The following is a 26,673-nucleotide window of genomic DNA, read 5'->3' as shown; positions in this document are numbered from 1 at the left end:
GCACTATTCAAGTAGGATGATTACTTGGTGTTAAACAGGTCTCAGTTAGTTTCAGGCTCAGTTAAGGTGTAAACGAGTTTACTCATTGCTCTTATAAGGTAATGCGCACCAATGGCGTGCCGAATCAAGACAACGTGGCTTGAACTACATGGCATAGTAATCATCATGAACAACAATTGGCTTGACGATTAATGTGATGCTCTTTTTCATCCAGTTAGGCGAGAAGTTCACGCCATTGTGCGACTTAACCTTTTAAAAATTTAGTTTCATCAAATACAGTTTTATCCTTCAGCATAAAATAAATACAACGACCAATTTTATGCGCTAAAGCTGATAAGGCTTTGCCTTTACTCATGCGTCGTTGTAATTTATTAAGATAATTTTTGGCTTTTCCACCATGAATAGCTTTCATGTAAAGTGCATGGCCTAAGACAAAGTTTATCTCATGTGTTTGGCAAAAATCACTAACCCAGTACCAACAATGCATGCATTCAACACCAACTACCACATTGCCGATGTAGGGTTCGAGTAATTGTAGTAAAGCCAGCGGGTCAGCCCCAATTTTTTGGTGAACGAGTTTATCCCCTTGTTGATTGAGAATACAAACGTAAAGAATTCTGGCATGCAAGTCGATTCCACAATAATATTGCTGTAAAGTAGTGTAGAATTTCATAGAGTCTTCTCCTGTTGGTTTAGTCGCCTTAAAGTGTAGCGTAATGCTAAACTTTGGGGAGGAGGCTCAATTAGTATCAAAGCATTGCAGCGGACAAGCCGCTGCAATGCGGCGTTAGCTACTTCATGAGTCCAATTTAGGTTGTCATGAGGCCGCTATTTCAAAAAATATAAGGATATTTTGTGATTAAACACTTTTCTCTTTCGATAATTTTTAGTGCTGTATTGGTTGGCTGTGGCGGTTCAAGTTCAAGTTCAAATGATGTAGATGAGCAAGGCACATCAAATATACCAGTAACAACTAGTGCACCATTAGATAGTATGTTTTACGGAGTATGGTCAATCGATACGTTAGCTTACGCTGCAATATCAAAAGACACCATCACTTTATTTGCCTTTGATGAAAATCGTGGTTGTTATGAATCAGGACTCTTTAAGGTAGATAGCAGCACTGAAACATCATTAACTTCTACAGATATACAAACTGGTGAACAAAGTACATCAAACTTTGAAATGAGTGGTGATCAATTAATCGTGGAAGAAGATGGTTTGGCACTTTCTTTTACTGAAGCAGGTTATTTTAATCCATCTCCTGGGTGCGAAAGCTTTTATGGTGTAACAAACATTGAGATCGATCTTGAACTATCATATTTACCCCCTTATGTAATGATTAACCGAGATGCCCAAAGTACAGGGCGTGTCGAATATGATTATGGAATTAATTTTGATATTAATAATAATGATATGATAGATTCTGGTGATATTTCCATTAGAGTTAGACACTTTAAGGGCTCGGGTGATTACCCAAATAATCATCACATTTCGGTAGCTGAATTAGGGGGAAACATCTGGACTCATTTACCAAAACAGCAGTCAGATATTATTATTAGTCGTTCTAGTAGTGATGATAATAATATCGTTCAAGTAACTCAAACAGATAATATCTTAACTTTTAATTTTGATATTACCCAACACCCTTTGCTTGCTCACATAAATGAAGATACTCCAGTACAAATAAATACTTCTCTTAGCTACCCCGAACCTGAGTCTGATGTGATAGATAGTTGGCAAGATGGACCTTGGAATTGGTCAAGTGAAAAGCATAAAGATTACCTTCCTGAAGAAGGTTTCCTTCAACCGAACTTTTATACTGAAATGCTTATTGATGATGCAACTATAGATTTAACTGAAGGGGAGTCTATGTGGGTCGATATCAAATCAGTTCAGTTTAAATTTACAAAGTAGCTAACAAATAAGAATAGGTGTCGCGTCAGCCGACACCTTATTCGGGTGTTGAACAAGCCCAAAGCGCTACTTATAGTGTAAATAGTGATTTTTTTGTTGAAGGGTTCACAAGCAATTACTTGATCGCAAGATGCACGAAGTTAAGACGTAAAATAAAGGTTATTTTTCGTCTGATTTTCACTGAATTTTTCTTTACTGTCTCATAGGGACTTTCTTCTTTTCCTCGTTTTTGGTTTTCATTTTAGCCATTATCCTTATACTATTCGCCTTTCGGCTACCTCGTTCGCGTGATACCAATACAATGCATTTTATGTTGGCAACATGGGCAAAGCCGAATATATGGCTGCAATGCACTCTATTTCGATGATTTAAATTGTCTTGCAATCGCAGAGGGTCCATATATGGTATAACAGTTCAAGTTACTGAGGGTCAACAATTTCTAATTTCGTTAGTATTCATTGTTTAATGTTAAAAATAGTTACTTAAATTATTATATTGTAATGGCAAACTAGCGCCTGTTAAAAAGGAAGCGCACCTAGATAGTCGACCGTATTATTCGTGTGAGTTTCTTTGTGTAATTTTAGAAAAAATATTACAATACACTTAAGTTTTAGCCGTTATTATTAATGTTTAAACTCGTCTTATATTCAAAGGTTTTTAGTTAATCATATGATTTCTCATAAATTCAGCGTTGCACCCATGCTCGATTGGACTGATCGTCATTGTCGTTATTTTTATCGTGTAATGTCAGATCATACCGTGCTTTATACTGAAATGGTGACCACTGGCGCTATTTTACATGGCAAAGGTGATTATCTTTCTTATAATGATGCAGAACACCCACTTGTGCTTCAACTCGGTGGTAGTAATGTAAAAGATATGACTGAATGTGCCAAAATTGCAGAGCAACATGGTTATGATGAAATTAATATTAACGTTGGTTGTCCTTCAGATCGTGTGCAAAACGGTCGGTTTGGTGCTTGTTTAATGGCAGAACCACAGTTGGTAGCAGAGTGTGTTAATGAAATGCAGGCCGTAACTAACATACCTGTTACCGTTAAATCGCGTATTGGTATTGATGATTTAGATTCTTATGAATTTTTACACGCATTTGTCGAGCAAGTAGCGAAAGCAGGCTGTCAGCATGTTATTGTGCATGCGCGTAAAGCATGGTTAAGTGGTTTAAGCCCAAAACAGAACCGTGATATTCCACCACTCGATTATGGCAGAGTTTATCAAATTAAACGCGATTTCCCAAAGTTAGCAATATCAATTAATGGTGGAATTAAAACTTTAGCGGAAACAGCTGAGCACTTGCAGAATGTTGACGGTGTGATGATTGGCCGTGAAATATATAATAGCCCTTATATACTAGCACAGGTTGATCAGCAGATTTATGGTGTTAATAAAGCCGTAATTTCACGAGAAAAGGTAGTTAATGTAATGGCTGAATATATTGATAAATATATCAGTGTTACGCCTGAACATGGTAATAACAGGGCATGGCATGTACTTCGTCATATGATGGGGTTATGTAATGGCTTAGCTGGGGCACGACTATTTCGTCGCTCTTTAGGCGATTCTTCTGGCGACGCTAATGCAAATGGCGAAACCTTAAAGCAGGCTTTTGCACAAGTTGTAATGCCTGAATAATTGTGTGTTGGGTACTCTCTTAAATCATTTTTGATTTTTCTAAAAGTGATTTTCGAATATTATTATTTTCTCTTGACCATGTTTTTTTCAAAGTCATAAAACTTTTCATAAACTAAGGAATCTGGTAAGTCCAATCAACACTTTATCAAAAAAGGCGTATGAAGGAAAAATATGCGCTATTACACGTAATAACTATTTTGTTACATGTTTTACTAAAAATTAGCTTTTTAAACCATTTGTCGTTTAATTTTATCATCTTAATATTTAAATATAATGAATGATTTATATTTAAATAAATTAAAATCAATGTCTTATGATAATTAATAAAGAATGGCACAACCTTTGTAATACTTATTGCAACTTATTACTAAAGCTTACATTGCTAAAACATATAACAGTAAGCCTGATATAACTAAAAAGGAACAAATTATGTTAACGTCAACTTCTTTACTTGCATTAATGATGGTACCCGTTGTTTCAATGCTAGCCTTGTCATTACTCGTTAGCTTTATTGAGCAAAAAGCGTGTAAAGTTTAATAATATTCTTTTACGAATATATTAACGAAATATATTAACGCAATATATTAACACTTCATTTTGTTATCACACGAAACAGCCATTTCAACACCCACAGTAACATACAGCAAAAAATTACTTTTACTGTAAAAGCTGGTGTCTCTATTTATTTTTTAAGTACAACAGCCATTAAAACGGCGAGTAATGGTAATTTTATTTGCTGATTTTGTCGTACTTGAAGTCTCCACTTGTCAAAAATAATTTCATTAAAAATTGAATAAAACGTTATTAATTATTTTAGATTTTATTGTTGGTCAATTTCACTAATAATTGTGGTCAAATTTACGATTTTATCGTTAGACATATTATGTCTTTAGTTTTTAGTTTTTTCGTGTGATTTAATATAAGTATTTTAAATCAAGTAGTTAAAAAATATTTATTGATTGGCACGGCACTTGTAGTTGTTATTGCATCAGTACAAACATAAATTACAACAATGTAAAAGTTGTTAGTAATTTAACCAATAAATATTTTTACAACACAGTTAAAGAAGGAATTAAAAAATGAAACATTTTAATCGTAGCGCTATCACTGCAGCATTAATTATTACTTTAGCAGCGGCTTTTACAGTAAATGCTAAGTCGGCAGAAATGTCAGATATTGAAAATTCAATAAGTGAAATGGTGGTAGCACAAGGACAACAAGTTATAAGCGACTTAACAGTGCAATTGCAACAAACCATTACTGAGGAAATTAATAGTTTTCGCATTAATTTTTCTTTTGAGGAATCCGTTACTGAGTCTTTAGCTTGGCTTACTGAAAAAACATCAGAAGTAGAAGACCAAGAAGTTAAACAGGCTATTAAGGTAGAAGTGAACTAAGCGGCAAAATTAATTATAGAATTAGTAGGAGCAAAATTATGGGATTATTTACACGTTTTACAGACATCGTTAACGCTAATATAAATAGTATGTTAGACAAGGCGGAACAGCCTGAAAAAATGATCAGATTGATCATTCAAGAAATGGAAGAAACGTTAGTTGAAGTTCGTGCTACAGCAGCCAAAAATATTGCGGAACAAAAAACATTTAGCCGCCAGTTAACTGCTGCAAAATCTAGTATGGAACATTGGCAAAGCAAAGCGGAGTTAGCTATAACTAAAAACAGAGAAGACCTTGCAAAATCAGCCTTAACGCAAAAGCATAAGTACCAAAAAGAAGTGAAATTGCTTGAACAAGAAAACGATAAATTAGCCGATTCCATAGCAAAGGTGCAAGATGATGCTGCACGATTACAAGCGAAATTATCAGAAGCCCGACGCCGCCAAGAGTCTTATACACTTAAACAAGCATCAGCTGAAGTTAGGCTAAAAGTTAGGGAACAATCGGCCATATACAATATTGAAGAAGCCATGAGTAAGTTTGAGCGCTATCAACAAAAAATAGATGGTATTGAAGCACAAATTGAAGCGTATGATTTAGTGCAAGTGAATACACAAGGGAAGAACTTAACTGCACAATTTGATGAGCTAGAGAAAAATGACTCTATCGAGAAAGAATTAGCTCAAATTAAGCAGAAATTATCAGCAGCTTAACGCTATGTAATATAAGTAATACTAAAAAGGAAAAATAGCATGAGATATGAAAGAGAGTTTTCATCAAAGCAAAATTTAAAAGGTCGTTTGTCAAAAGATGAAGATCATAAAAAATTATCAGGTGTGTGTGCTGGTATTGCTAAGCACTTTGACCTTCCGCGTATCGTAGTGAGACTGGCTGCAATTGGCGCTTTAGTAATGTTGCCTGTTGCAACAGGGGTAGCTTATGTGGTTGCAAGTATGTTGTTGCCAGATAGTCGATATAGATAAAGTTACGCTGTTTGATGAAGGGAGAGTATAATGACATTTTTTAAATCTTTGCTATTGGCTATTTTTGCAACACTATTTTTAACTTATGTTTTAGGTGCTAGTTTTTTAGAGTTATTTGATATACATGTTTATATGGATGGGGAATCAATTGAACCATTAAAAGCAATAGGTGTGTCAGCGGTAGCTTCTGTTATTTTAGTTTTAATTGCCTTGGCTATAGTATTAAGTGTATTTGGTTCGTTGATTTTTATTGCTTTATTAATTGCAGGTTCAATAGTGATGGTAACAATTGGTGTTTTTTGGCCTGTTGTATTGATTGCTGTCATTATTTGGTTAATCACTAGAAATAAGTCAGAAATACAATATAATCGGGCTAGACAGCCTTAAGTTATCTTACGAGTACCTACCAAAAGGGAGCACTATCAAGTAATGTTATAATACTTATCAATAAAACTAAGAAAGCAGTTAAAAAATTAGCCAATACAAGTTAAACTTCAGTAATTATTAAAAGGGACGTGTACATAAGATGAAACAGATATATTTATTTTGTTTATTATTACTAAGTGTTTTTATTAGCTTTTTTGGAGAAGCAACTTCTGCAATGAAACACCAAAGTTCACAGTTGCTAGTTGAACATGCATATATTCGTGCGACCATTCCTGGTACTGTACATTCCTCGTCTTATATGGAAATAGAAAATAAAGGAAGTGACAAAGTTACGTTACTTAGTGCGTATAGTGATATATCTGAACGTATTGAAATTCATCAACATTCAATGGTTGATGGTATGATGCGTATGCGGAAAATAGATTCAATTGTGATCGAACCTCAATCGCGTGTTAAGCTGCAACCTTCTGGTTTACATCTTATGTTTTTTGATGTTAAAAAGCCGCTCTTATCTCAGCAAAAAGTTGAGATAACTTTAAATTTTTCTAATAACATGTCTGTGACGATGCTGATGCCTGTTTATAGTCCTACTGAAGAACAGGCGGCACAGAAAACTGTGCTAACAACACACGAACATCATCACTAGGAGTAAATATGCAAATGAATCTCTCAGCAAAAACCGTTGGCTATACCGCCGCAGGTATCTTCTTACTTTTTTATTTTGTTGGCGTGTATTGGAGCTTAGATGTAGAGTCCTTTGATGTAAAAGAAGAGGTTGTAAAAGCCGCAACAACAGACAAGGTTACCCCCGTTGTTGGCTATACCACTACCACAACATTGATCAAAGTAGCCTCAAGTATTTTAGATAAACCAGGGGGGTACATCTCTAATGATGCTTTACTTCCTGGCGTATTTCTAGACAATATGCCCGCATGGGAATTTGGCGTATTAGAAATGGTGCGGGATATGGCCTTAGTATTGCGTAAAGACTTTAGTCGATCGCAATCACAATCATTAGAAAATGTTCATATTCAAAAAGCACAACCTCAATTTAATATTGACAACAAAAGTTGGGCTATGCCTAGTGCTGAGTCAGAATACAGAAAAGCCATTGATAGCTTATACCTCTACAGAAATGCTTTAGTGGGTATTAATCAGGGCAAAAATGATAGTGCTCAGTTTTATGCAAGAGCAGACAATTTAACCTCATATTTAGATGAGATTCAAAAGCGTTTAGGCAGCTACTCACAAAGACTGAGTGCTAGTGTCGGCAAAGATAAAATTAATACAGATTTAGCTGGCGACAGTGTAGCAAAACAATCGACAAACGAAGGCTCTCACTCACAAGTTAGAACCAGTTGGTGGAAACTTGATGATGTTTTCTATGAGTCTCGTGGTGCTGCATGGGCGTTATTACATTTTTTAAAAGCAATAGAAATTGATTTTGATAGTGTTTTAAAAAATAAAAATGCCACAATTAGCCTACAACAAATTATTCGTGAATTAGAAGCGAGTCAGCAAACACTTTGGAGTCCGATGGTGTTAAATGGTGATGGCTTTGGTGTGTTAGCTAATCATTCTTTAGTTATGGCTAATTATATTTCGCGCGCCAATGCGGCATTAATTGATTTAAATGAATTATTAAGAAAAGGGTAATAAGAATGAAAAAAGCAATCATAGTAACAAGCTTAGCGGCAGTACTTAGTGCTAACGCGCAAGCTGATACGTTATTAGGGCTTTATGTTGGTGGACAAATTTGGGCAAATCAGGCAGAAGGTTCATTTGGTGAAGGTGAGCTTGAAAGTGAGCAAACTAGCTTTTCTTTCAAAGATGAAAATCAACGTTATTATTTTATTGCACTTGAACATCCAATCCCTTTAATTCCCAATTTGAAAATTTCATCAACAACGTTAGATACACAAGGTAGTACTGTGCTTGACCGTCAGTTTACTTTTGGTGGTAAAACGTACGACACAAATGTTAATTCCGAGTTAGATCTTAATTATATAGATTACACTTTTTATTATGAATTATTTGATAATGATTTGCTGACGGTAGATTTTGGTTTGACCGCTCGCGATGTTGATGTTCATATTAATGCGTCAGGCATTGATAATACCACGACTAGTCAGATTTCAAGTGAATTAGGTGCTTCTGGTGTTTTACCTATGTTATATCTGTCAACTATCGTGGGGTTACCATTCACAGGGTTTAATGTTTTTGCAGAAGGTAATTTTGTTTCTTATGATGACCAAACACTTTATGACTACCAAGTAGGCGTTAGCTATGAAGTGCTTGATAATTTTGCCGTTGATTTAAACGTTACCTTGGGGTATCGCAATACAAAATTAGAATTGAATGATTTAGATGATTTTTATTCTGACTTAACCTTTGATGGTGTATTCGTTGGTACAACCATTCATTTTTAATAACCTGAACTCAGTTAAATAGTATATTGAAACAATAAAATATTCACTAAATCCTAGCAGGTTATTCCTTCTAGGATTTTTTATAGCTATAAAATAATATATTGTCATCAAGATTATATTTGTTTCGCGCGTTGATAGCGTCTATGTAAAATATCAACTCGCTCTATGTAAACTTGAGTTTCTGTGAAGGGAGGAATACCGCCATATTGTTTTACAGCTCCTTCGCCAGCGTTATAAGCGGCGGCGACTAGTTTTTTGTCACCGTGATATTTTTTTAATAAATAAGCTAAATGTTTTACACCACCATTAATATTATCTTTTGCCGCAAACGTATTTTTAACGCCCAATGATTGCGCAGTATCAGGCATCAATTGCATTAGCCCTTGAGCGCCTTGTTTTGATACTGCTAGCCTATTAAAATGCGACTCTGCATGAATAATAGCACGTACAAAAGCTGCTTCAACGCTATGTGTTAAAGCGGCTTGACTAATATATTGCTTAAATTCTGATAAATACAATTTGGTATTGTACCAATCAACGGTTGAGTCGACTTTACACGCATAGCAGTCTACGATAATTTTTTTAAAGTCATATTCAAGGGGAGCAATATCTGAAAAAGAAGTGATATTATCGGAAGACATATACTTGTAGATAGTTTTTCTTTCAGCGCCATCGCTTACAATAGAGTATATAGTGCTTGTGAAAATAATTAATGTTTGTAAATAAGCAAGAACTTTAAACTTGTTAAAAATAATCACAAAGGTGTTTTCCTTCTGTTCTACTATAAGTACTTATTTTTATTAACATAGCGGGGAAATTTCTAATTGTCTAAGTTTTATTATTGATGATTAATTATCTTTATATACCCTTTTGGAATAATAAACAGCTATCTATTCTTTTTAGCTTTATCTATTTTTGTCTATCCTTTACTCATATATTGATATGGGTGAAAAATCTTATGCCACAAAAGCAGCTATCTTTACAGCAAAATTCAAATACTGGTTCAAGTTCACTTGATGCTAATCAACTTGGATTATTACAGCAAATAACGTCAAGTTATTCGCCTTTACAACTTGCATGGGCAAGCGGCTACCTTGCTGCTAAAAGTGAGTCAGGCCAAAGTGTAGCGTTACCATCTGCACCATCAGCTGTTGCGTCAAAAACGTTAACTATTTTGTATGCCTCTCAAACGGGTAATGCAAAAGGTGTTGCAAAGCAATTAGAGCAAAGTGCTAAAGCGGCTGGTATTACAGTTAACTTTAAAAATATTGCTGACTATAAAGTAAAATCACTAAAATCTGAGACACATTTACTTATCGTAACAAGTACTAATGGTGAAGGCGAGCCGCCTGATGATGCGCTTATTTTTCATGAGTTTTTGTTGAGCAAAAAAGCGCCTAAATTACCTGAATTAAATTATAGCGTATTAGCTTTAGGTGACAGTAGCTATGAGTTTTTCTGTCAAACAGGCAAAGATTTTGACGAACGCTTACAAGCATTAGGGGCAAAACAGTTAGCGCCACGTCTTGATTGTGATTTGGATTATGACAGTGAAACACTAAGCTGGACTGAATCAATGGTAGCATCATTAAAAGATGAGTTAACCCAACAAGATCCAGGTTTAGCTACCGTAATTGATTTGCCTATTACTAGTCATGCTTCAGGGGTAAGTCAGTACACTAAACAAAATCCATTAACGGCTGAATTTTCTGTTAGTCAGAAAATAACTGGTAGAGATTCCGCAAAAGATGTACGTCATATAGAAATTGACCTTGGTGATTCTGGCCTAACCTATCAAGTGGGTGATGCGCTGGGCGTATGGTTTGAAAATGATGTTGTTTTAGCGGATGAATTACTGAGTACACTTAATTTTACTGGTGATGAAGAAATCTCATTAAAAGTGAATGGTGAGCAACAAACTTTCAATCTAAAAAGTGCATTAATTAGTCAATTAGAAATCACACAAACGGCACCAGCATTTATTGAATTTTGGGCAAAACAATCTGCTAATAAAAACCTTGCTGAAATTGCCTCAGACAAGAATGTTAGCCGTGAGTTTGCAGCTAATCATCAAATTATTGATATTGTAAAACAAGCACCAGCAACGGTTGAAGCACAACCCTTTGTTGATGCACTTCGTAAAATAACGCCTCGTTTGTACTCTATTGCTTCTGCACAAGCCGAAGTGGAAGAAGAAGTTCATTTAACGTTAGGTGTTGTGAATTATGAAGTTGATGGTCAACAACGTTTTGGTGGTGCATCAAGTTATTTAGCGCATCGTCTTGAAGAAGGACAAGCGGTTAAAGTCTTTGTTGAACATAATGACAATTTCCGTTTACCTGCAAATAATGAAACCCCTGTGATTATGATAGGCCCTGGTACGGGTATTGCTCCGTTTAGAGCTTTTATGCAACAGCGTGAAGCCGACGAAGCAACGGGTGATAATTGGGTATTCTTTGGCGATCAAACCTTTACGCAAGATTTTCTCTACCAAGTTGAGTGGCAAGCTTACCTTAAATCAGGTTTATTAACTCGTTTAGACTTAGCTTTTTCAAGAGATCAAGCTGAAAAAATATATGTACAAGACAGATTAAAAGAAAATTCAGCTGAAGTGTTTAGTTGGTTAGAGCGTGGTGCTCATGTGTATGTTTGTGGTGATATGAGCCGCATGGCAAAAGATGTGGAAGCAACATTGATAGATATTATTGCCACTGAAGGCAAGTTATCAGCAGAGCAAGCACAAGAGTATTTAAAAGATTTACGTAACGCTAAGCGTTATCAGAAGGATGTTTATTAATGAGCACAAGTAATAATTCTGAACAAGTTATCGCACCTGGTCCTATCATTGTTGAAGGTAAGTTGCATGATAATGAACGTCTTAAGATAGAAAGTAACTTCTTACGCGGAACAATAGCTAAAGACTTACAAGATAAAACTACAGGTGGCATGACAGGCGATAATTTCCAATTAATCCGTTTTCATGGCATGTATCAACAAGATGATCGTGATATTCGCGCTGAACGTGCAAAACAAAAGTTAGAGCCGTTGCATACTTTAATGCTTCGTGCACGTTTACCTGGCGGCATTATTACACCTAAACAATGGTTAGGTGTTGAACAATGGGCGAGTGAATATACTATGTACGGTAGTGTACGTTTAACAACGCGACAAACATTTCAGTATCACGGTATTTTAAAGCCCAATATTAAAAAAGTGCATAAAGCGCTAAATAGTATAGGTATTGACGCTATAGGTACTGCGTCAGATATGAACCGAAACGTGTTATGTACCGCTAATCCGTATCAGTCTGAAGTACATCAAGAAGCGTATGAATGGGCAAAGAAAATTAGCGAACATTTTATGCCTAGAACGCGTGGTTATGCCGAAGTATGGCTAGACGCTGATAAAATTGACAGCACAGTTCAAGAAGAAGAGCCTATTTTAGGCAACTCATACTTGCCACGTAAATTTAAAACCACGGTTGTGATTCCACCGCTTAACGATATTGATGTGCATGGTAACGACTTAAACTTTGTTGCTATTCAAGAAAATGGCAAGTTAATAGGGTTTAATGTGTTAGTTGGTGGTGGGTTAGCTATGACTCACGGTGATAAAGCAACTTACCCTAGAAAAGCTGATGATTTTGGTTATATACCTGTAGACCAAACGCTTATTTTTGCAGAGGCGGTATTAACCACTCAACGAGATTGGGGAAATCGTGTTGATCGTAAAAATGCGAAAACAAAATATACCCTTGATCGCGTTGGTATTGACGTTTTTAAAGCCGAAGTTGAAAAACGTGCAGGCAGCAAATTTGGTGAAAGTCGACCTTATGAGTTCACAGAACGAGGCGACCGAATTGGTTGGTCAGAAGGTATTGATGGTAAACACTATTTAGCTTTATTTATTGAAAATGGTCGCGTTAAAGATTTTCCAAATAAACCACTAAAAACAGGTATGGCTGAATTAGCAAAAATTCATCAAGGTGATTTCCGTATTACCGCTAATCAAAATTTGATTGTTGCAGGCGTACCCACTGATCAAAAAGCTGAAATTGAAGCCATTGCGATTAAATATGGCTTAATGGATGCAACCGTAACCAAACAACGCAAAGACTCTATGGCTTGTGTTGCATTGCCTACGTGTCCATTAGCAATGGCAGAAGCAGAGCGTTATTTACCTGGATTAATTGATGATGTTGAAACAATTCTAGATAAAAATGGTTTGAAAGATGAGTCTATCATTTTACGCGTTACTGGTTGTCCTAATGGCTGTGGCCGAGCAATGTTGGCCGAAATGGGGCTAGTAGGTAAAGGTCCTGGTAAGTACAACATGCATTTAGGTGGCAACTTAGCGGGTACACGAATTCCTAAGCTTTATAAAGAAAACCTAGGCGAGCAAGACATTTTAAATGAAATTGATAGCTTAAGTGCACGTTGGGCTGCTGAACGTAATCAAGACGAGGGTTTTGGTGATTTCACTATTCGTGCTGGTATTGTAAAAGAAGTAATGATAAGCATAAGAGATTTTTATGATGAATAATGCTTTAACGTTGAGCAAAGCAGGTGAGTTAGCTAAAGTGAGCCAAGAAGGTACTTTACTGAACAAAGAGAAAGCGCCAATTCAAAATCGCTTTCCTGCTTCTTTACCTAAACCATGGCTTGATCAATGGAATGAGTCTTTGGAAGAGCAATCGCCTATTGCACGTATAGAATGGACAATGGAAAATTTGCCAAGTCAGTTTGTTGTGTCGTCAAGTTTTGGTATTCAGTCTGCTGTTATGTTGCATATGATGACGCAAATAGATGCCAATATTCCAGTATTGATAACTGATACTGGGCATTTGTTTCCCGAAACGTACCGTTTTATTGAACAAATGACGGAAAGATTAAAGTTAAACTTACATGTTTATAGTGCTAAAGAGAGCGCAGCATGGCAAATGGCTAAATATGGTGAGCAATGGGCGCAAGACGAGCAAGCGCTAAAAGAGTATAACCATAAAAATAAAGTTGAACCGTTAGAACGCGGATTATCTGAGCTAAACTGTGGAACTTGGTTTTCTGGTGTTCGTCGCCAACAAACAGCGCATCGCCAAGGTTTACCTGTTGTGAGTATTTTACGTGGCCGTTTTAAAGTGCACCCAATTATTGATTGGAGTAATAGAGATGTTCATCAATATTTAACAGAGCATAATTTACCTTATCATCCGTTATGGGACGAAGGCTATGTGTCTGTAGGTGATGTGCATAGTACTAAACCATTAACTTTGGGAATGGACGAAAGCGAAACACGTTTTGGCCCCGGTCAACGCGAGTGTGGTTTACATACTGATGGTGATGGAATTTAAATACAAGTGATACTTCAGGATAAGCTAGAGAATATATGTATTCTTTAATGAGTCACATTTAGGTCACATAAATTTCGGCTTATTCATTGCTTACAATGTCAAAATGATGACTGAGTTGCTGTTTTAAGGCTGCAAGGAAGTCATCATTTGATTTGTCTGTAATTAAATTTGCTAATTCAGTTCCTATTGGCGTGAACTTATAAAATTGTAATGCTATGTTGTTGTTTTTGCAGCTTAATTTTAATGGTGCATTATTGTAATAAAAGGTAAGGTTTTCACCTTTCATCATTGCACTAGATTCACTTTCTTGCTGAAAAATCAAATTGTTATCAGCCAGTGATAAAATATCGGCATAATTTAAACCAAAATGACTTAGGTTTATATATTGTTGCCTGTCTTTATTGAAAAAATTAAATAATCCTGGTTGTTGATAGCTACCAGAAAGAATACGAATATTTTTTTTGCTATGATCTTTCACAGCCAAAGAACAGGCCTTTGCTAATAGTTTAGCGTCACTAATACTCATATCACGAAAAATTTTTAATGCTTTAAGGGAATATAAACCTGGGCGAGATAGTTCACTTGCAAGTATTTTGGCCCATAAGTCTTGCATTGTATTGTTGCTGACATGATCAGCTAAAGCAATGTAACGATTAAGCCAGTCTAAATCTGGCCTTTTATCTATTTGTTTATTCTCAAAAAAGCTAAGGGTTTTCTCCATAATAGCTTCAATATTTTCTTGCTTTCGTAGTTTGGCTAACCTCTTACGCTTATTACAACGGTCTTCAATGGGCATACGTTTTTCTATTGGTAACAATGGTGCTTCAATGCCAAATAATTGTGTTATTTTGAAAAACTGTTTATGGGTAGGTGATTCTACTGACTTTTTACTTTCTTCCTCGTGTACTATCGGGAGAACTTGGCTATTGTCGTTAGCTTGGTCAATAACAATAGTTGATGTTTTTTTTGTTTTCACTTTAATCCCCAGTAGTAAAAAATAATATCAATCGATAAGGTTCAAATAAATGGCTTGTTGGTTGTTTTTAGTGATACCCCACCTAGATAATTTAATTGTATGAGTTTATTGAAAATTGTCAAAGTGACTTTTATTATGTGAAAGAAATCAGTAAAAAAGTAGCAAAAAGATTCAGTTAAGTTATAGTTATATAGTAAGTACAAATCAAAATAAAGACAAAAATTTAAATGTAATTAGTTGAAAACCTTAATTACTCGAGGATGGTATGCAAGTATCCGAAAATTCACATGATGACTTTCTATTTATTGATGACAGTGATGAAGAAGAAATTCTAGAGTGCAGCGAAACAGAAACTTGGAAAGTACTGATTGTTGATGATGATCCTGAAATTCATTCTGTTACCCAACTTGCGCTATCAGATTTAATTGTGCTAGGCAGACGCTTAGAGTATTTTCACGCATATTCTGGTCAAGAGGCCTGTCAGTTACTTAAAGACAACGCTGATATTGTACTTGTACTACTTGATGTGGTGATGGAAACCGATGATGCGGGATTAAAAGTTGTTAAATATATTCGTGAAGTATTAGAACGGCATGATATTCGCTTGGTTTTAAGAACAGGCCAACCGGGCTATGCTCCTGAAGAAAGTGTTATCAAAGAATATGATATCAATGATTACAAAACAAAAACAGAGCTAACTCGTCGAAAACTCGTGACTACTGTTTACGCGGCAATTCGTTCATACCAACAAATTGAAAGTGTTACACAAGGCCGTCAGGGATTAGAAAAAATTGTTTCAGGTGCTTCTAGCTTACTCGAACTTCATTCAATTGCTGAATACTGCCAAGGTACTTTAAAACAATTAACCTATCTATTAGATCAAGACATTAACTGCTTATTTTGTGCAAGAGGACAAGGCATTATAGAAAATGCTGACGATTTAAGCTTTTATGTTATTGCTCAGCAGGGGTTTTCTTCGCAAGCAGTTAATCAAAAGCTAGAAACGATAGAAAATGTACAAATTAGCAGTCAAGTGAAATCATGTTTTACCCAAAAAGCACATATTTATTGTGATAATTCGTTATATTTATACCTAGCACGAGGAGGTTATCGTGCCGTTATTTATCTTACGTTAACACAGTCTCTAAATGATATTCAAAAACAACTTTTAGATGTGTTTTTAACGGGTATTACTATCGGATATGAAAATGTTCATTTGTTTCAGAAGCTTAATAATGCAGCGTATAAAGATTTATTAACTAATTTACCTAACCGATTAGCATTTGTAAACATGCTTGAAACTTTTGCAAAAGACGGTTTAGACAATGACGTCGCGGCATTAATTGATTTAAAACATTTTAGTGATGTTAATGATGCATTAGGACAAGATGTTGGTAATAAGCTGCTTACTGCCGTTGCTCAGCGTTTAAATAATTTAAGTTGTAATTGTAAAATTGCTCGTGTTGGTGCTGATGTATTTGGTGTTATTGGTACCGATACCTGCCTTACTCCTGAGGTATTGATAAAGCTATTTGAACAACCATTTACAGCGGGAGAACAAAACTTACCTATTAATGCTAGTTTTGGTTTTTGTAGTAAAGAAGATGCTAATAGCAGTGGTGTAAAAGTATTAAACCAAATTAACATCGCCTTAAACTTAGCCAAGAAAAAGCGTCTTGCACATTTTGCTTATTATAACCCTGAAATGGAAGACGAAACGCAATGGCGCTTGAATATGATTAGGGAGCTACGTAATGACTTTGCTGAAAACCGTCTTGAAGTATGGTATCAACCTCAACTAGCGTTAAATTCAGGTAAAGTCATTGGTGCTGAAGCGTTATTACGTTGGCGCACAATTGAAGGTAATTTTATTTCTCCTGCGGTTTTTATTCCGTTGGCGGAATATTCGGGCTTAATTATTGAAATTGGTGATTGGGTTGTTAATCAAGCTTGCTCACAAATTAAGACGCTAGAAAAAAATGCTTTTAATAATGTTACCATCTCAGTTAATGTGTCTATACCGCAATTTAGAAATAGCAATTTTGTTGATGCCGTTTTAAATGCTATTCAAAAGTATGAAGTTTTACCTAGTAAATTAGAGTTGGAAATTACTGAAAGTATTTTAATGGACGACCCTCAAGTGGTCATAGATGCACTTGTTGAGTTAAAAAAAGTAGGTATTAGTATTGCTCTTGATGATTTTGGTACGGGTTTTTCATCAATGAGTTACTTACAAAAATTACCACTCGATCGTTTGAAAGTTGATCGTGCTTTTATCACAGATATAGCAAAAGAGGGGCAATCAATTATTGCTGAAACAATTATAAATTTAGGTAAGAAGATGAACCTAAAAGTTATTGCTGAAGGTATTGAAGAAATAACCCAACAAACACGATTAGTTGAGCTTGGCTGTGATGAAGTACAAGGCTTTTACTACGCTAAGCCTATGCCCGCGGATCAATTTTTACAGTTCCTTGAAAATAAACAGACTAAGTTATAAGTATTTTTTGCCTACTGCTTTATTATGCTTATTGTTGATCTGCTATTAGAGCAAGAAGAGCGATTATTGCTATTAGTTGCTCTATCTTCTACTTGCTCACCTAAAAAATATAATAACGTGACCATCACATAAGTCTTCAATGAACCTAGCTTGTGCCAGAGCTACCATAACCATTATGAAAATGCATATCACCATACCATATAGCACTCAAGATTCAGCTGCTTGTTCAATAATAATTTGATACTAGATCTAAAGATCAGAAGAGAATTTTATAAATAATGTTTTAAAAGGAAAATACAGCGGGAAAATAGCATGATATTTTCCCGCTGTACTGAATGATAGAACCCAAATAACTATCATTCAAAAAAGCTATCACATTTATAAGAATATAAAATCCATCATCTTCAAAAAGTGACATTAGCAGCAATTTGATCAATAGAAAGTGCAATAGTAGTGAAATAACTATCTTCAAGTCACAGTACTTTTTCTAATGCTATATTAGCCGCATAGTACAAAATGGCGGTATAGGAAAAATTCCTTTTAGTGAACGCTAAAATACCAAATAAAATTTATATTTTTATTGTTGTTAAATAAATATCTTTTTATATCAGTTGACTATTGTTTTGTATCTAAAAATGCAGAAGGCGAATATGGCACTATACGGCACTAAAATAGGAAGAATACAGAACCAAGGTATGAGATATATGATACCTATGATGCATGTAGAACTAATGAGGGGTTTTATAGAATAGTTCACTGAGAATATGTTGACAAGCGTCATACAGTATTATCTATGGAATCATGTAAATGAGCTTACGTCGTCTTATCAATATTAGAATTATTTTATCAGTGATATTGATATTAATATTTAGCGCGGGCATTGCTGTATGGCAGGCAAGAAAATCGGTAGAAAAAGAAGTAGGTTCTTCAATTCACTTAGCCGTACAAATGATCAAATTTGGTTTTAATCAACTTCCTGCTTCAAGTGAACAAAATGATGTGTGGCTACAAAAAATTGCCGATATACAACCTGTAAGACATTTAAATATTTCCATTAAAGATAATCAAAGAGAGATACAAAACAAAAAAGATTTTTACAAAAATGGTGAAAATAGCTCGGCACCTTACTGGTTTGTTAAAGCAATTATGATTGATTTTTCTACGCATAGTTACGACATTAATGTTGCAGATGGTTCAACAAAAACTATTTTTATTACGGCAAACCCAATGGACGAAATAAGCGAAGCATGGGGTGAAACAAAGGTGTTTTTTTGGTCTATCGTCTTGATGCTGTTAATTATATTTTTGACGGTTAACCTTGTTTTTAATTCAATGTTACAAGCGGTAAAAGCCATTTTGTCAGGGCTACGCCAAGTTGAAGCGGGAAATTTTGATCACGTGCTGCCTCAATTCAAAATTAGTGAATTTGACGCTATTGCAACTGAAATTAATGGTATGTCACTGGCGTTAAATACAGCACAAACAAATAATCAAGCATTAGCACGCCATACTATGCAGATTCAAGAAACAGAAAGGCAGAACATGTCTCGTGAATTACATGATGAAATGGGGCAATCATTAACGGCAATTAAAGCGATGGCTGTTACCTGTCAGCAGGCAGAAACTGATGTTAACGCCGTAACCTCTTCTATTATTGAGATTTGTGACCATTTATCTGTTGTTGTTCGTTCAATGATGAAAACATTACACCCATTGAGTTTAATGGAACTTGGTTTAGGTGCGACTTTGTTTGAGTTGGTTAGCGAATGGCAACGACGCAGTGGTGAATTACAATTTGATTTAAATTATGACGCCTCTTTAGATAACTTAAGTAACGATATAACTATTCATGTTTACCGAATTGTACAAGAGTGTTTAACCAATGTAGTACGACATGCTAACGCTTCACAAGTGGCTATTTTAGTTATTAAACGTGATGATGCAGTGTGGATTACGGTGTCAGATAATGGCCAAGGAAAGCAATTGAATTCATCAGGTTTTGGTTTGTTAGGTATGCGCGAAAGAGCTGAAAGCTTAGGAGGGCAATTCAAATTAGAGTCCGTTTGTGATGGTGGTGTTAACGTTGTTGTGCAATTACCTTACTGGGAAGATAAATCATGAATGAAAGAAAAATAAAAGTTTTATTAGTTGATGATCATACGGTTGTTAGAGCAGGGTTTAGAATGTTACTTGCTTCTCAAGACTATATTGGTGACATTGTTGATATTGAACGTGGTGAACTTGCGACCCAAGTATATCAAAGCTTTCAGCCTGATGTAGTGGTGATGGATTTGTCTATGCCTGGTATTGGTGGCCTCGAAACTATTCGACGTTTGTGTAAGCAAGACCCTAATGTACTTATTTTAGTTTATAGCATTCATGATGAAACCATATATGTTGAACGTGCTTTAAACGCTGGGGCAAAAGGTTATGTTAGCAAAAACAGCGCTGCCGAAGTATTAGCGAAAGCCGTCGCTGATATTGCTTGCGGGAAACGTTATATCGAACCAGGCTTATTACCTGAAGCCAATGATATTCGTATAACCGAAACGAAAAAACCGAAGTATTCACTTAATGTTTTATCGCCACGAGAATTCGATGTGTTTCGGCTATTATCAAAGGGCTTAAATGCACACAATGTTGCTACTGAACTCAGTCTTAGCTATAAAACAATATGTAACTATCACACACAAATCAAAAACAAGTTAAATGCCAATACCTCAGCAGATCTTGCTAATATCGCTATGGTACATAAAATTATTTAATGAAACCTAGCTGCTATACGGGTTTCCATTCCTATACTGGGTTTGTCAGGAATTAGCATTGCTAAACACAATGAACATAAGGCAAATCCTGCTCCAATATAAAAAACCCAAGCAGGTTGTAAAATCCAAAGCATACCAAGTAATGCCGGAATAACGACCGCAGCAATATGATTAATAGAAAAGCTAACTCCTGCACTGGCGGCAATATCTTCAGGTTGAGCAATTTTTTGAAAATAGGTTTTAATGGCAATGGCTAAGGCAAAAAACAAATGATCAATAACGTATAATGCTGCGGCAAGGTTGGCATCTTCAACTAAGCCATAACAAATAAAAATAATGATTAAACCAATATATTCAAATCGTAAAACAGAGCGCTCACCAATAATGCCAATTAATTTTCCTACTTTTGCCGCGAATAACCAATTAAATACATAGTTAATAAGAAACAAGGCGCTGACATCGGCAACACTATAGTGGAATTTTTCAACCATTAAAAAACCAGCAAAAACCACGAAAATCTGTCGGCGTGCGCCGCTAAAAAATGTTAATGCGTAAAATAACCAATAACGTTTTCGTAATACTATCTTTTTTGTTTGTTCTGTTTTTTCCTTAAAATGTTGAAATGATAAGGCCAAAAATAGAGTAAATAATAAACCTATACCACCAAACAAAGCATAAGTTGATTGATATGACCAACTAAAATGTTTCATTAATAGCCAAATACTAGAAAAGGCCAATAATGAAGCGATTGATTTAACTGATAGCATTTTGCCAAGAAAATGCGCAGTTTTGTCTTTGTCAATCCATTGTAACGTTAAAGACTGACTGACCGTTTCATAATAATGAAAACCAACGGACATCAATACCGTGGTGAGATATAAACCAACAACACTGGGGAAAAAACCAGTTAAAAATACCCCTAAGCTAGTGATAGCCAATGACAATAACGCTAGTCGTTGTTCTTTAATAAACAGCAAAACATAAATAACCGTAAACGCTAAAAACCCTGGCACTTCACGCAAACTTTGTAATATACCAATTTCAACACCCGTAAAACTGGCTTTTTCTATTACAAAATTATTTAACAATACCATCCAAACAGAAAAAACCAAGGGCATAGTAAATGCCATAGCAAGCAATAAGTGTTCAGGTTGATTAAAGCGTTTAAGGAATTTTATCATCAGTGTGATCGACACCTAAGGAAGAATCATGAGTGACGTATCTTACGTTAATTAATAATTTTTAACAAACTTTACCTTGTAATAAAGATCCTTGGTTAATTAAAATACCAAGTAAAAACAATTTGTTATAGTAGGTATAAAAGAATTAATACATCCAATTAAAACAGTTGTTTAAAAAAGTTTGCTATTCGTCGACTTTCAAGGCACACTCAGTCAGCTATTATTAGTTATCCATGTGTTTTAGCGTAAAATAATGACGTTAAAATTTAGATTAATCATCAAAACATCAACACCACTTATTAGGTGAAGGAGACAAAGCATGATATATCAAGGCAAGAGCCTTTCAGCCCAATTACTAGAAGACGGTATCGTAGAACTTAAGTTCGATGCTCAGGGATCAGTAAATAAATTCGATCAAGCAACATTTGAAGAATATAAAGCCGTTGTTGCTGCCATTAACAATTGTAGTGATGCTAAAGGCGTTATGGTAACGTCTGGAAAATCAACGTTTATTGTTGGTGCTGACATTACTGAGTTTTTATCTTCATTTCAGCAGCCAGAAGAAACACTAACCGCTTGGGCAAAAAGTGCCTCTGATGTGTTCGATTCATTTGAAGACATTCAATTACCGACAATAGCAGCGATTAATGGCATTGCGTTAGGTGGTGGTTGTGAAATGACATTAGTATGTGACTATCGTGTTGCAGATACTAATGCCAGTATTGGTTTACCAGAAGTGCAATTAGGTTTAATGCCAGGCTTTGGTGGTACGGTTAGGCTTCCTCGACTTATTGGTTTTGATAACGCTGCTACTTGGATGTCTACAGGTAAAACATTTAAGCCTGAAGCTGCAATGGCTCAAGGTATTTTAGATGCAGTAGTTGAGCCCGAGAATTTAAAGGCTGCTGCAATGAACATGCTTAAACTAGCTATTGATGGCAAGCTTGATTGGCGCGCGAAACGTCAACCTAAATTAGAGCCATTAAAACTTTCTCCAACAGAATTAATTATGTCATCGAACACTTGCAAAGGAATGATAGCTGCTAAAGCAGGTAAACATTATCCTGCGCCAATGGTGATGATAGACACCTTAATTGCAGCCGCTGGTTTAGATCGTACGGGTGCTATGGCTGCAGAAAATGCAGGTTTTGCAAAATTAGCAAAAACAGATGCAGCAACGGCACAAATTGGTTTGTTTATGGCAGATCAAGTGATTAAAGGCAAAGCGAAAAAAGCCACTAAGTTGGCAACCAAAGCGGTAAATAAAGCTGCTGTATTAGGCGCAGGTATTATGGGCGGTGGTATTGCATATCAATCGGCCTATAAAGGCACGCCGATTATTATGAAAGATATTAATGATCAAGCACTTGATTTAGGTTTAACAACAGCAACCGGTATTTTAGCTAAGCAAGTTGAACGCGGCCGCATGAGCGTGAAAAAAATGGCAGGTGTATTAAATAATATTACCCCCAGTTTAAGCTACGACAGTGTTAAAGATGTTGATATTGTTGTAGAAGCCGTTGTTGAAAACCCTAAAGTAAAAGGTATTGTGCTAGCAGAAGTTGAAGGTGTAATCAGTGAAGACGCTATTTTAACGTCAAACACTTCTACTATTTCAATTGATTTATTGGCACAAAGTGTAAAACGCCCTCAAAACTTTTGTGGTATGCACTTTTTTAACCCAGTAAACAAAATGCCATTAGTTGAAGTTATTCGTGGCAAGGACACATCAGATGAAACGGTAGCCTCAGTGGTTGCTTATGCAGCAAAAATGGGTAAATCACCTATTGTTGTTAATGACTGCCCAGGTTTTTATGTTAACCGTGTTTTATTCCCATACTTTGCTGGCTTTAGTCAATTAGTACTTGAAGGTGCTGATTTCACGGCAATAGATAAAGTGATGGAAAAACAATTTGGTTGGCCAATGGGTCCAGCTTATTTGCTTGATGTTGTTGGTGTTGATACCGCTGACCATTGTACGGGTGTGATGTCAGCAGGCTTCCCTACGCGTATGAATAAAATTGATAATGATCCCGTTAGTACCTTGTATGCTAATGAACGCTTTGGTCAGAAAAATGGTAAAGGTTTTTATGACCATATGAAAGACAAGCGTGGTCGCCCAATGAAGGTGCCAGCACCTGTTGCTTATGAATTACTTGCGCCACATTGTGCAGACAAGAAAGACTTCACAACGGAGGAGATTATTGCACGTATGATGATCCCTATGGTGAATGAAGTCGTTCGTTGTTTAGAAGAAGGTGTGGTTGATACTGCTGCTGAAGCAGATATGGGCTTAATCTATGGTATTGGTTTCCCTCCATTTAGAGGTGGTGCAATTCGCTATTTAGAAACACTAGGACTAGATAACTTTATTGCGATGGCAGATAAATATGCAGATTTAGGCGAAATATATCATGTAACTGATGGCCTGAGAGAAATGGCAAAATCAGGTAAATCTTACTTCACAACAGACGTTAAAACTAACGCATAACCCGAGGAGAATAAAATGAACGAAGTTGTAATAGTAGACTGCATAAGAACTCCTATGGGTCGCTCAAAGGCTGGTGTTTTTCGCAATGTACGTGCTGAGGCTTTATCAGCACATTTAATGAAAGAAATTTTAAAACGTAACCCTGAGCTAAACCCAGAAGATATCGAAGATGTTATTTGGGGTTGTGTAAAGCAAACTAAAGAACAAGGTTTTAACATTGCACGTAATGCATCATTGCTTGCAGGACTACCTAAATCTATTGGTGGTGTAACAATTAACCGTCTATGTGGTTCTTCAATGGAAGCCCTTCATCAAGCATCAACTAATATTATGTGTGGACAGGGCGATGTATTTTTAATTGGTGGTGTTGAGCATATGGGGCATGTACCTATGATGTATGACGTTGATTTTGACCCAGCATTGAATAAGCATATTGCGTTAGCGTCAGGTAATATGGGTTTGACCGCTGAATTATTAGGTAAACAACACGGTATTACTCGTGAAATGCAAGATGCCTTTGGCGCGCGCTCTCATCAAAAAGCCTATGAAGCACAATTAAATGGTCGTTGGGACAATGAAATTGTAGCCACTCAAGGGCATGATGCGTCAGGTGCTTTAACGTTAGTTGAACATGATGAAGTCATTCGTCCTGAAACTACTGCTGAAAGTTTAGCTGCTTTACGTCCAGTGTTTGATCCAGTTAATGGTACGGTAACAGCGGGAACCTCGTCTGCACTTTCTGATGGCGCTTCAGCCATGTTAGTTATGTCAGCAGCGAAAGCGAAAGCGTTAGGCTTAACGCCTCGTGCTAAAATTCGTGGTATGGGCGTTGCAGGTTGCGATCCATCAACGATGGGTTACGGTCCTGTGCCTGCTACTAAGAAAGCATTAAAACGTGCTGGCTTATCTATTGAAGATATTGAGTTATTTGAATTTAATGAGGCTTTTGCAGCACAAGCACTTTCTTGTGTAAGAGCATTAAAAGTTGAAGATAGAATGGATCAAATTAACTTAAATGGCGGCGCTATTGCATTAGGTCATCCGTTAGGTTGTTCAGGATCTCGTATCTCAGGCACGCTAATAAACTTAATGGAAGGGCAAGATGTAAATTTAGGCTTAGCTACTATGTGTATTGGATTAGGCCAAGGGATAGCAACTGTCTTCGAGCGAGTCTAATTTTTTTGCTGAAATTCTTTATTAACATGGTTGAAAGTACTCACAAATTCTTCGGGAAATAATTTGAACATCCGAAGGATGGCCTGAAAGGCGAAGTACAGGAGGTACGGAGTAATGACTAACGTCAACTTCGTGCTTTCGCCTTGTTACTAAAGTTTTCATCTGCAATATTAGAACTCTTTCTGTTAGCTATTAAGCAACTTGGCTATGCATTTCTGTTCAGGAAAAAGTGTTCCATCTATTGTAGGGGGTAATTTATTGCCCCATTATCGGACAGAAGCCCAACACTACATAGTGATGTTAAATATAAAAAAACCAGCAACTGCTGGTTTTTTTATAACTTCAATAAGAGAAGGGTGGTTAAGCAAAGGCAGCTTGTAATGGTGGAACCACTTGTTTTTTACGACTAAGTACACCATCAAGCCAAACTTTTCCGTCAGTAGTAGCTTTACCAAAAGCAGCTTGCGCTAGGTTATCATTATCACTCACAATTAGAAGCTCTGAACCTTCTTTCATGATGTCTGTTAGTAACAACATTACGGTGTGGCGGTTACCTTCTGCTTTAAGCTTGGCGATATCTGCTTCTAAATCCGCTTTCATGTCATCAAATATGGATAAATCAATGACTTCTAATTGGCCGATACCGACAAGGTTATCGTTCATATTGAAGTCTTTAAAGTCACGTAGCACTAAATCGCGTACGGGTGTTCCAACAACAGCTGATTTTACTTTAAACATTTCCATGCCTAAATCGGTAGGGTTTTCAATACCGGCAATTTCAGCTAAAGCTTCAACACATTTTATATCGGCAGTAGTACAGGTTGGTGATTTAAAAATAACAGTGTCGCTTAAAATTGCGCACATCATTGCACCAGCGATATTTTTTGGAATTTCAACGTTGTGAAAGTCATACATCATTTTAATAATGGTGTTAGTACAGCCTACTGGGCGAACCCAAATCTCTAAAGGAGTAGAGTTGGTAATATCCCCCAACTTGTGATGGTCAATAATTCCTAATAGTGTTGCTTCATCTAAGTCATCAGGTCCTTGCGTGCGTTCTGAGTGATCAACAATATAAAGGCTTTCACCAGCATAACTGGTTTTTAGTATCGGTTGATCAAAGCCAAATTTATCAAGAATAAATAGGGTTTCAGGGCTGAGTTCCCCTAAACGAGCAGGTACTGTTTCTTCACCTAGGGTAGTTTTCAAATACGATAATGCGATAGCTGAACAGATAGAATCTGAATCAGGTATCTTGTGACCAACAACGTAATGTGGCATAAAAAGAGCTCTCTTAAAATTTTGCTTAAAATATTGGCAATATTCTAACAAAGTCTTTTTTATTTGGGTATAAAATTGCCTATAAAACATTGGACGAAAAATGAGAATTTTTTATATAAGCATAGTAAGAGACAAATTATAATTGATTTAATTGGCAATTATTCTATAGTGAAAGTAGGTGCTTTAACGT

21 protein-coding genes and 1 pseudogene are annotated in these 26,673 nt (G+C 36.1%); 17 read left to right on the top strand and 5 right to left on the bottom strand.

The annotated features are described in order from the left end of the window. Positions 1 to 379 precede the first annotated feature (379 nt). A pseudogene (locus tag ACE1OF_RS07010) lies at positions 380 to 673 on the bottom strand (IS110 family transposase); the annotation flags it as partial. A gap of 182 nt (positions 674 to 855) precedes the next feature. Between ACE1OF_RS07010 and ACE1OF_RS07005 the strand changes: the two are divergent. The 9 genes from ACE1OF_RS07005 to ACE1OF_RS06965 all read left to right on the top strand — a co-directional run bounded on the left by ACE1OF_RS07005 (position 856) and on the right by ACE1OF_RS06965 (position 8,766). Then, positions 856 to 1,917 carry a hypothetical protein gene (locus ACE1OF_RS07005; protein WP_448893551.1) on the top strand — a complete coding sequence of 354 codons (1,062 nt, stop codon included), beginning with the start codon at positions 856 to 858 and terminating at the stop codon, positions 1,915 to 1,917. Between the two features lie 669 nt (positions 1,918 to 2,586). Then, on the top strand, positions 2,587 to 3,570 hold the full coding sequence (gene dusA / locus ACE1OF_RS07000; RefSeq protein WP_448893550.1) for a tRNA dihydrouridine(20/20a) synthase DusA: 984 nt from the start codon (positions 2,587 to 2,589) through the stop codon (positions 3,568 to 3,570). Positions 3,571 to 4,649: 1,079 nt separating this feature from the next. After that, complete coding sequence (locus tag ACE1OF_RS06995) at positions 4,650 to 4,967, top strand: hypothetical protein (RefSeq protein ID WP_448893549.1); 318 nt, start codon at positions 4,650 to 4,652, stop codon at positions 4,965 to 4,967. A 38-nt stretch (positions 4,968 to 5,005) separates the two neighbouring features. Continuing rightward, on the top strand, positions 5,006 to 5,680 hold the full coding sequence (pspA, locus tag ACE1OF_RS06990) for a phage shock protein PspA (RefSeq protein ID WP_448893548.1): 675 nt from the start codon (positions 5,006 to 5,008) through the stop codon (positions 5,678 to 5,680). A 39-nt stretch (positions 5,681 to 5,719) separates the two neighbouring features. Beyond that, positions 5,720 to 5,950, top strand: a complete 231-nt coding sequence (locus tag ACE1OF_RS06985; protein WP_448893547.1) for a PspC domain-containing protein — start codon at positions 5,720 to 5,722, stop codon at positions 5,948 to 5,950. Positions 5,951 to 5,980: 30 nt separating this feature from the next. Next, complete coding sequence (locus tag ACE1OF_RS06980) at positions 5,981 to 6,337, top strand: hypothetical protein (RefSeq protein ID WP_448893546.1); 357 nt, start codon at positions 5,981 to 5,983, stop codon at positions 6,335 to 6,337. A 139-nt stretch (positions 6,338 to 6,476) separates the two neighbouring features. Then, a complete protein-coding gene (locus tag ACE1OF_RS06975) occupies positions 6,477 to 6,983 on the top strand; it encodes a copper chaperone PCu(A)C (RefSeq protein ID WP_448893545.1) in 507 nt (168 codons plus the stop codon). Between the two features lie 8 nt (positions 6,984 to 6,991). After that, the gene (locus ACE1OF_RS06970; protein WP_448893543.1) at positions 6,992 to 7,993 is read left to right on the top strand and encodes a DUF2333 family protein; all 1,002 of its coding nucleotides are present in this window, start codon (positions 6,992 to 6,994) and stop codon (positions 7,991 to 7,993) included. A gap of 5 nt (positions 7,994 to 7,998) precedes the next feature. Continuing rightward, positions 7,999 to 8,766, top strand: a complete 768-nt coding sequence (locus ACE1OF_RS06965; RefSeq protein WP_448893542.1) for a TIGR04219 family outer membrane beta-barrel protein — start codon at positions 7,999 to 8,001, stop codon at positions 8,764 to 8,766. A 113-nt stretch (positions 8,767 to 8,879) separates the two neighbouring features. On the opposite strand, the gene ACE1OF_RS06960 is transcribed toward ACE1OF_RS06965, so the two are convergent. Continuing rightward, complete coding sequence (locus ACE1OF_RS06960; RefSeq protein WP_448893541.1) at positions 8,880 to 9,524, bottom strand: lytic transglycosylase domain-containing protein; 645 nt, start codon at positions 9,522 to 9,524, stop codon at positions 8,880 to 8,882. A gap of 200 nt (positions 9,525 to 9,724) precedes the next feature. Between ACE1OF_RS06960 and ACE1OF_RS06955 the strand changes: the two genes are divergently transcribed. The 3 genes from ACE1OF_RS06955 to ACE1OF_RS06945 are packed head-to-tail and all read left to right on the top strand — an operon-like array spanning position 9,725 to position 14,113. Beyond that, complete coding sequence (locus tag ACE1OF_RS06955; RefSeq protein ID WP_448893540.1) at positions 9,725 to 11,563, top strand: assimilatory sulfite reductase (NADPH) flavoprotein subunit; 1,839 nt, start codon at positions 9,725 to 9,727, stop codon at positions 11,561 to 11,563. Next, a complete protein-coding gene (gene cysI / locus ACE1OF_RS06950) occupies positions 11,563 to 13,308 on the top strand; it encodes an assimilatory sulfite reductase (NADPH) hemoprotein subunit (protein WP_448893539.1) in 1,746 nt (581 codons plus the stop codon). Before ACE1OF_RS06955 ends, cysI begins: the two co-directional genes overlap by 1 nt. Continuing rightward, positions 13,301 to 14,113, top strand: a complete 813-nt coding sequence (locus tag ACE1OF_RS06945) for a phosphoadenylyl-sulfate reductase (protein ID WP_448893553.1) — start codon at positions 13,301 to 13,303, stop codon at positions 14,111 to 14,113. Before cysI ends, ACE1OF_RS06945 begins: the two co-directional genes overlap by 8 nt. A gap of 79 nt (positions 14,114 to 14,192) precedes the next feature. Here the strand turns inward: ACE1OF_RS06945 and ACE1OF_RS06940 are convergent, their stop codons facing one another. Continuing rightward, a complete protein-coding gene (locus ACE1OF_RS06940; protein WP_448893538.1) occupies positions 14,193 to 15,089 on the bottom strand; it encodes a TIGR03899 family protein in 897 nt (298 codons plus the stop codon). A gap of 265 nt (positions 15,090 to 15,354) precedes the next feature. Between ACE1OF_RS06940 and ACE1OF_RS06935 the strand changes: the two genes are divergently transcribed. The 3 genes from ACE1OF_RS06935 (at position 15,355) to ACE1OF_RS06925 (ending at position 20,354) form a co-directional block, all read left to right on the top strand. After that, the gene (locus ACE1OF_RS06935; protein ID WP_448893537.1) at positions 15,355 to 17,589 is read left to right on the top strand and encodes a bifunctional diguanylate cyclase/phosphodiesterase; all 2,235 of its coding nucleotides are present in this window, start codon (positions 15,355 to 15,357) and stop codon (positions 17,587 to 17,589) included. 807 nt (positions 17,590 to 18,396) lie between these two features. After that, complete coding sequence (locus ACE1OF_RS06930) at positions 18,397 to 19,710, top strand: ATP-binding protein (protein WP_448893536.1); 1,314 nt, start codon at positions 18,397 to 18,399, stop codon at positions 19,708 to 19,710. Beyond that, a complete protein-coding gene (locus ACE1OF_RS06925) occupies positions 19,707 to 20,354 on the top strand; it encodes a response regulator (protein ID WP_448893535.1) in 648 nt (215 codons plus the stop codon). Before ACE1OF_RS06930 ends, ACE1OF_RS06925 begins: the two co-directional genes overlap by 4 nt. On the opposite strand, the gene ACE1OF_RS06920 is transcribed toward ACE1OF_RS06925, so the two are convergent. After that, the gene (locus tag ACE1OF_RS06920) at positions 20,351 to 21,535 is read right to left on the bottom strand and encodes an MFS transporter (RefSeq protein WP_448893534.1); all 1,185 of its coding nucleotides are present in this window, start codon (positions 21,533 to 21,535) and stop codon (positions 20,351 to 20,353) included. The two genes, ACE1OF_RS06925 and ACE1OF_RS06920, sit on opposite strands and share 4 nt — an antisense overlap. Before the next feature lie 319 nt (positions 21,536 to 21,854). Between ACE1OF_RS06920 and fadB the strand changes: the two genes are divergently transcribed. Together fadB and fadA are read left to right on the top strand one after the other, a co-directional pair. Next, a complete protein-coding gene (fadB, locus tag ACE1OF_RS06915) occupies positions 21,855 to 24,026 on the top strand; it encodes a fatty acid oxidation complex subunit alpha FadB (protein ID WP_448893533.1) in 2,172 nt (723 codons plus the stop codon). Positions 24,027 to 24,041: 15 nt separating this feature from the next. After that, positions 24,042 to 25,202 carry an acetyl-CoA C-acyltransferase FadA gene (fadA, locus tag ACE1OF_RS06910; protein ID WP_448893532.1) on the top strand — a complete coding sequence of 387 codons (1,161 nt, stop codon included), beginning with the start codon at positions 24,042 to 24,044 and terminating at the stop codon, positions 25,200 to 25,202. Between the two features lie 360 nt (positions 25,203 to 25,562). On the opposite strand, the gene ACE1OF_RS06905 is transcribed toward fadA, so the two are convergent. Then, on the bottom strand, positions 25,563 to 26,483 hold the full coding sequence (locus ACE1OF_RS06905; RefSeq protein ID WP_448893531.1) for a manganese-dependent inorganic pyrophosphatase: 921 nt from the start codon (positions 26,481 to 26,483) through the stop codon (positions 25,563 to 25,565). Positions 26,484 to 26,673: the final 190 nt, after the last annotated feature.

The organism is Colwellia sp. E150_009, from assembly GCF_053543955.1.
Note: the sequence above shows the minus strand (reverse complement) of the source record. Positions and strands in the feature narration are given on the sequence as shown.

Excerpts from the sequence above, each read along its gene's own strand:
- ACE1OF_RS06930 (WP_448893536.1), top strand. The coding sequence starts at position 18,397 with ATGAGCTTACGTCGTCTTATCAATATTAGAATTATTTTATCAGTGATA.
- ACE1OF_RS06995 (WP_448893549.1), top strand. The coding sequence starts at position 4,650 with ATGAAACATTTTAATCGTAGCGCTATCACTGCAGCATTAATTATTACT.
- ACE1OF_RS06955 (WP_448893540.1), top strand. The coding sequence starts at position 9,725 with ATGCCACAAAAGCAGCTATCTTTACAGCAAAATTCAAATACTGGTTCA.
- ACE1OF_RS06925 (WP_448893535.1), top strand. The coding sequence starts at position 19,707 with ATGAATGAAAGAAAAATAAAAGTTTTATTAGTTGATGATCATACGGTT.
- fadB (WP_448893533.1), top strand. The coding sequence starts at position 21,855 with ATGATATATCAAGGCAAGAGCCTTTCAGCCCAATTACTAGAAGACGGT.
- ACE1OF_RS06985 (WP_448893547.1), top strand. The coding sequence starts at position 5,720 with ATGAGATATGAAAGAGAGTTTTCATCAAAGCAAAATTTAAAAGGTCGT.
- dusA (WP_448893550.1), top strand. The coding sequence starts at position 2,587 with ATGATTTCTCATAAATTCAGCGTTGCACCCATGCTCGATTGGACTGAT.
- ACE1OF_RS06945 (WP_448893553.1), top strand. The coding sequence starts at position 13,301 with ATGAATAATGCTTTAACGTTGAGCAAAGCAGGTGAGTTAGCTAAAGTG.
- cysI (WP_448893539.1), top strand. The coding sequence starts at position 11,563 with ATGAGCACAAGTAATAATTCTGAACAAGTTATCGCACCTGGTCCTATC.
- fadA (WP_448893532.1), top strand. The coding sequence starts at position 24,042 with ATGAACGAAGTTGTAATAGTAGACTGCATAAGAACTCCTATGGGTCGC.
- ACE1OF_RS06920 (WP_448893534.1), bottom strand. The coding sequence starts at position 21,535 with ATGATAAAATTCCTTAAACGCTTTAATCAACCTGAACACTTATTGCTT.
- ACE1OF_RS06975 (WP_448893545.1), top strand. The coding sequence starts at position 6,477 with ATGAAACAGATATATTTATTTTGTTTATTATTACTAAGTGTTTTTATT.
- ACE1OF_RS06905 (WP_448893531.1), bottom strand. The coding sequence starts at position 26,483 with ATGCCACATTACGTTGTTGGTCACAAGATACCTGATTCAGATTCTATC.
- ACE1OF_RS06970 (WP_448893543.1), top strand. The coding sequence starts at position 6,992 with ATGCAAATGAATCTCTCAGCAAAAACCGTTGGCTATACCGCCGCAGGT.
- ACE1OF_RS06980 (WP_448893546.1), top strand. The coding sequence starts at position 5,981 with ATGACATTTTTTAAATCTTTGCTATTGGCTATTTTTGCAACACTATTT.
- ACE1OF_RS06965 (WP_448893542.1), top strand. The coding sequence starts at position 7,999 with ATGAAAAAAGCAATCATAGTAACAAGCTTAGCGGCAGTACTTAGTGCT.
- pspA (WP_448893548.1), top strand. The coding sequence starts at position 5,006 with ATGGGATTATTTACACGTTTTACAGACATCGTTAACGCTAATATAAAT.
- ACE1OF_RS06935 (WP_448893537.1), top strand. The coding sequence starts at position 15,355 with ATGCAAGTATCCGAAAATTCACATGATGACTTTCTATTTATTGATGAC.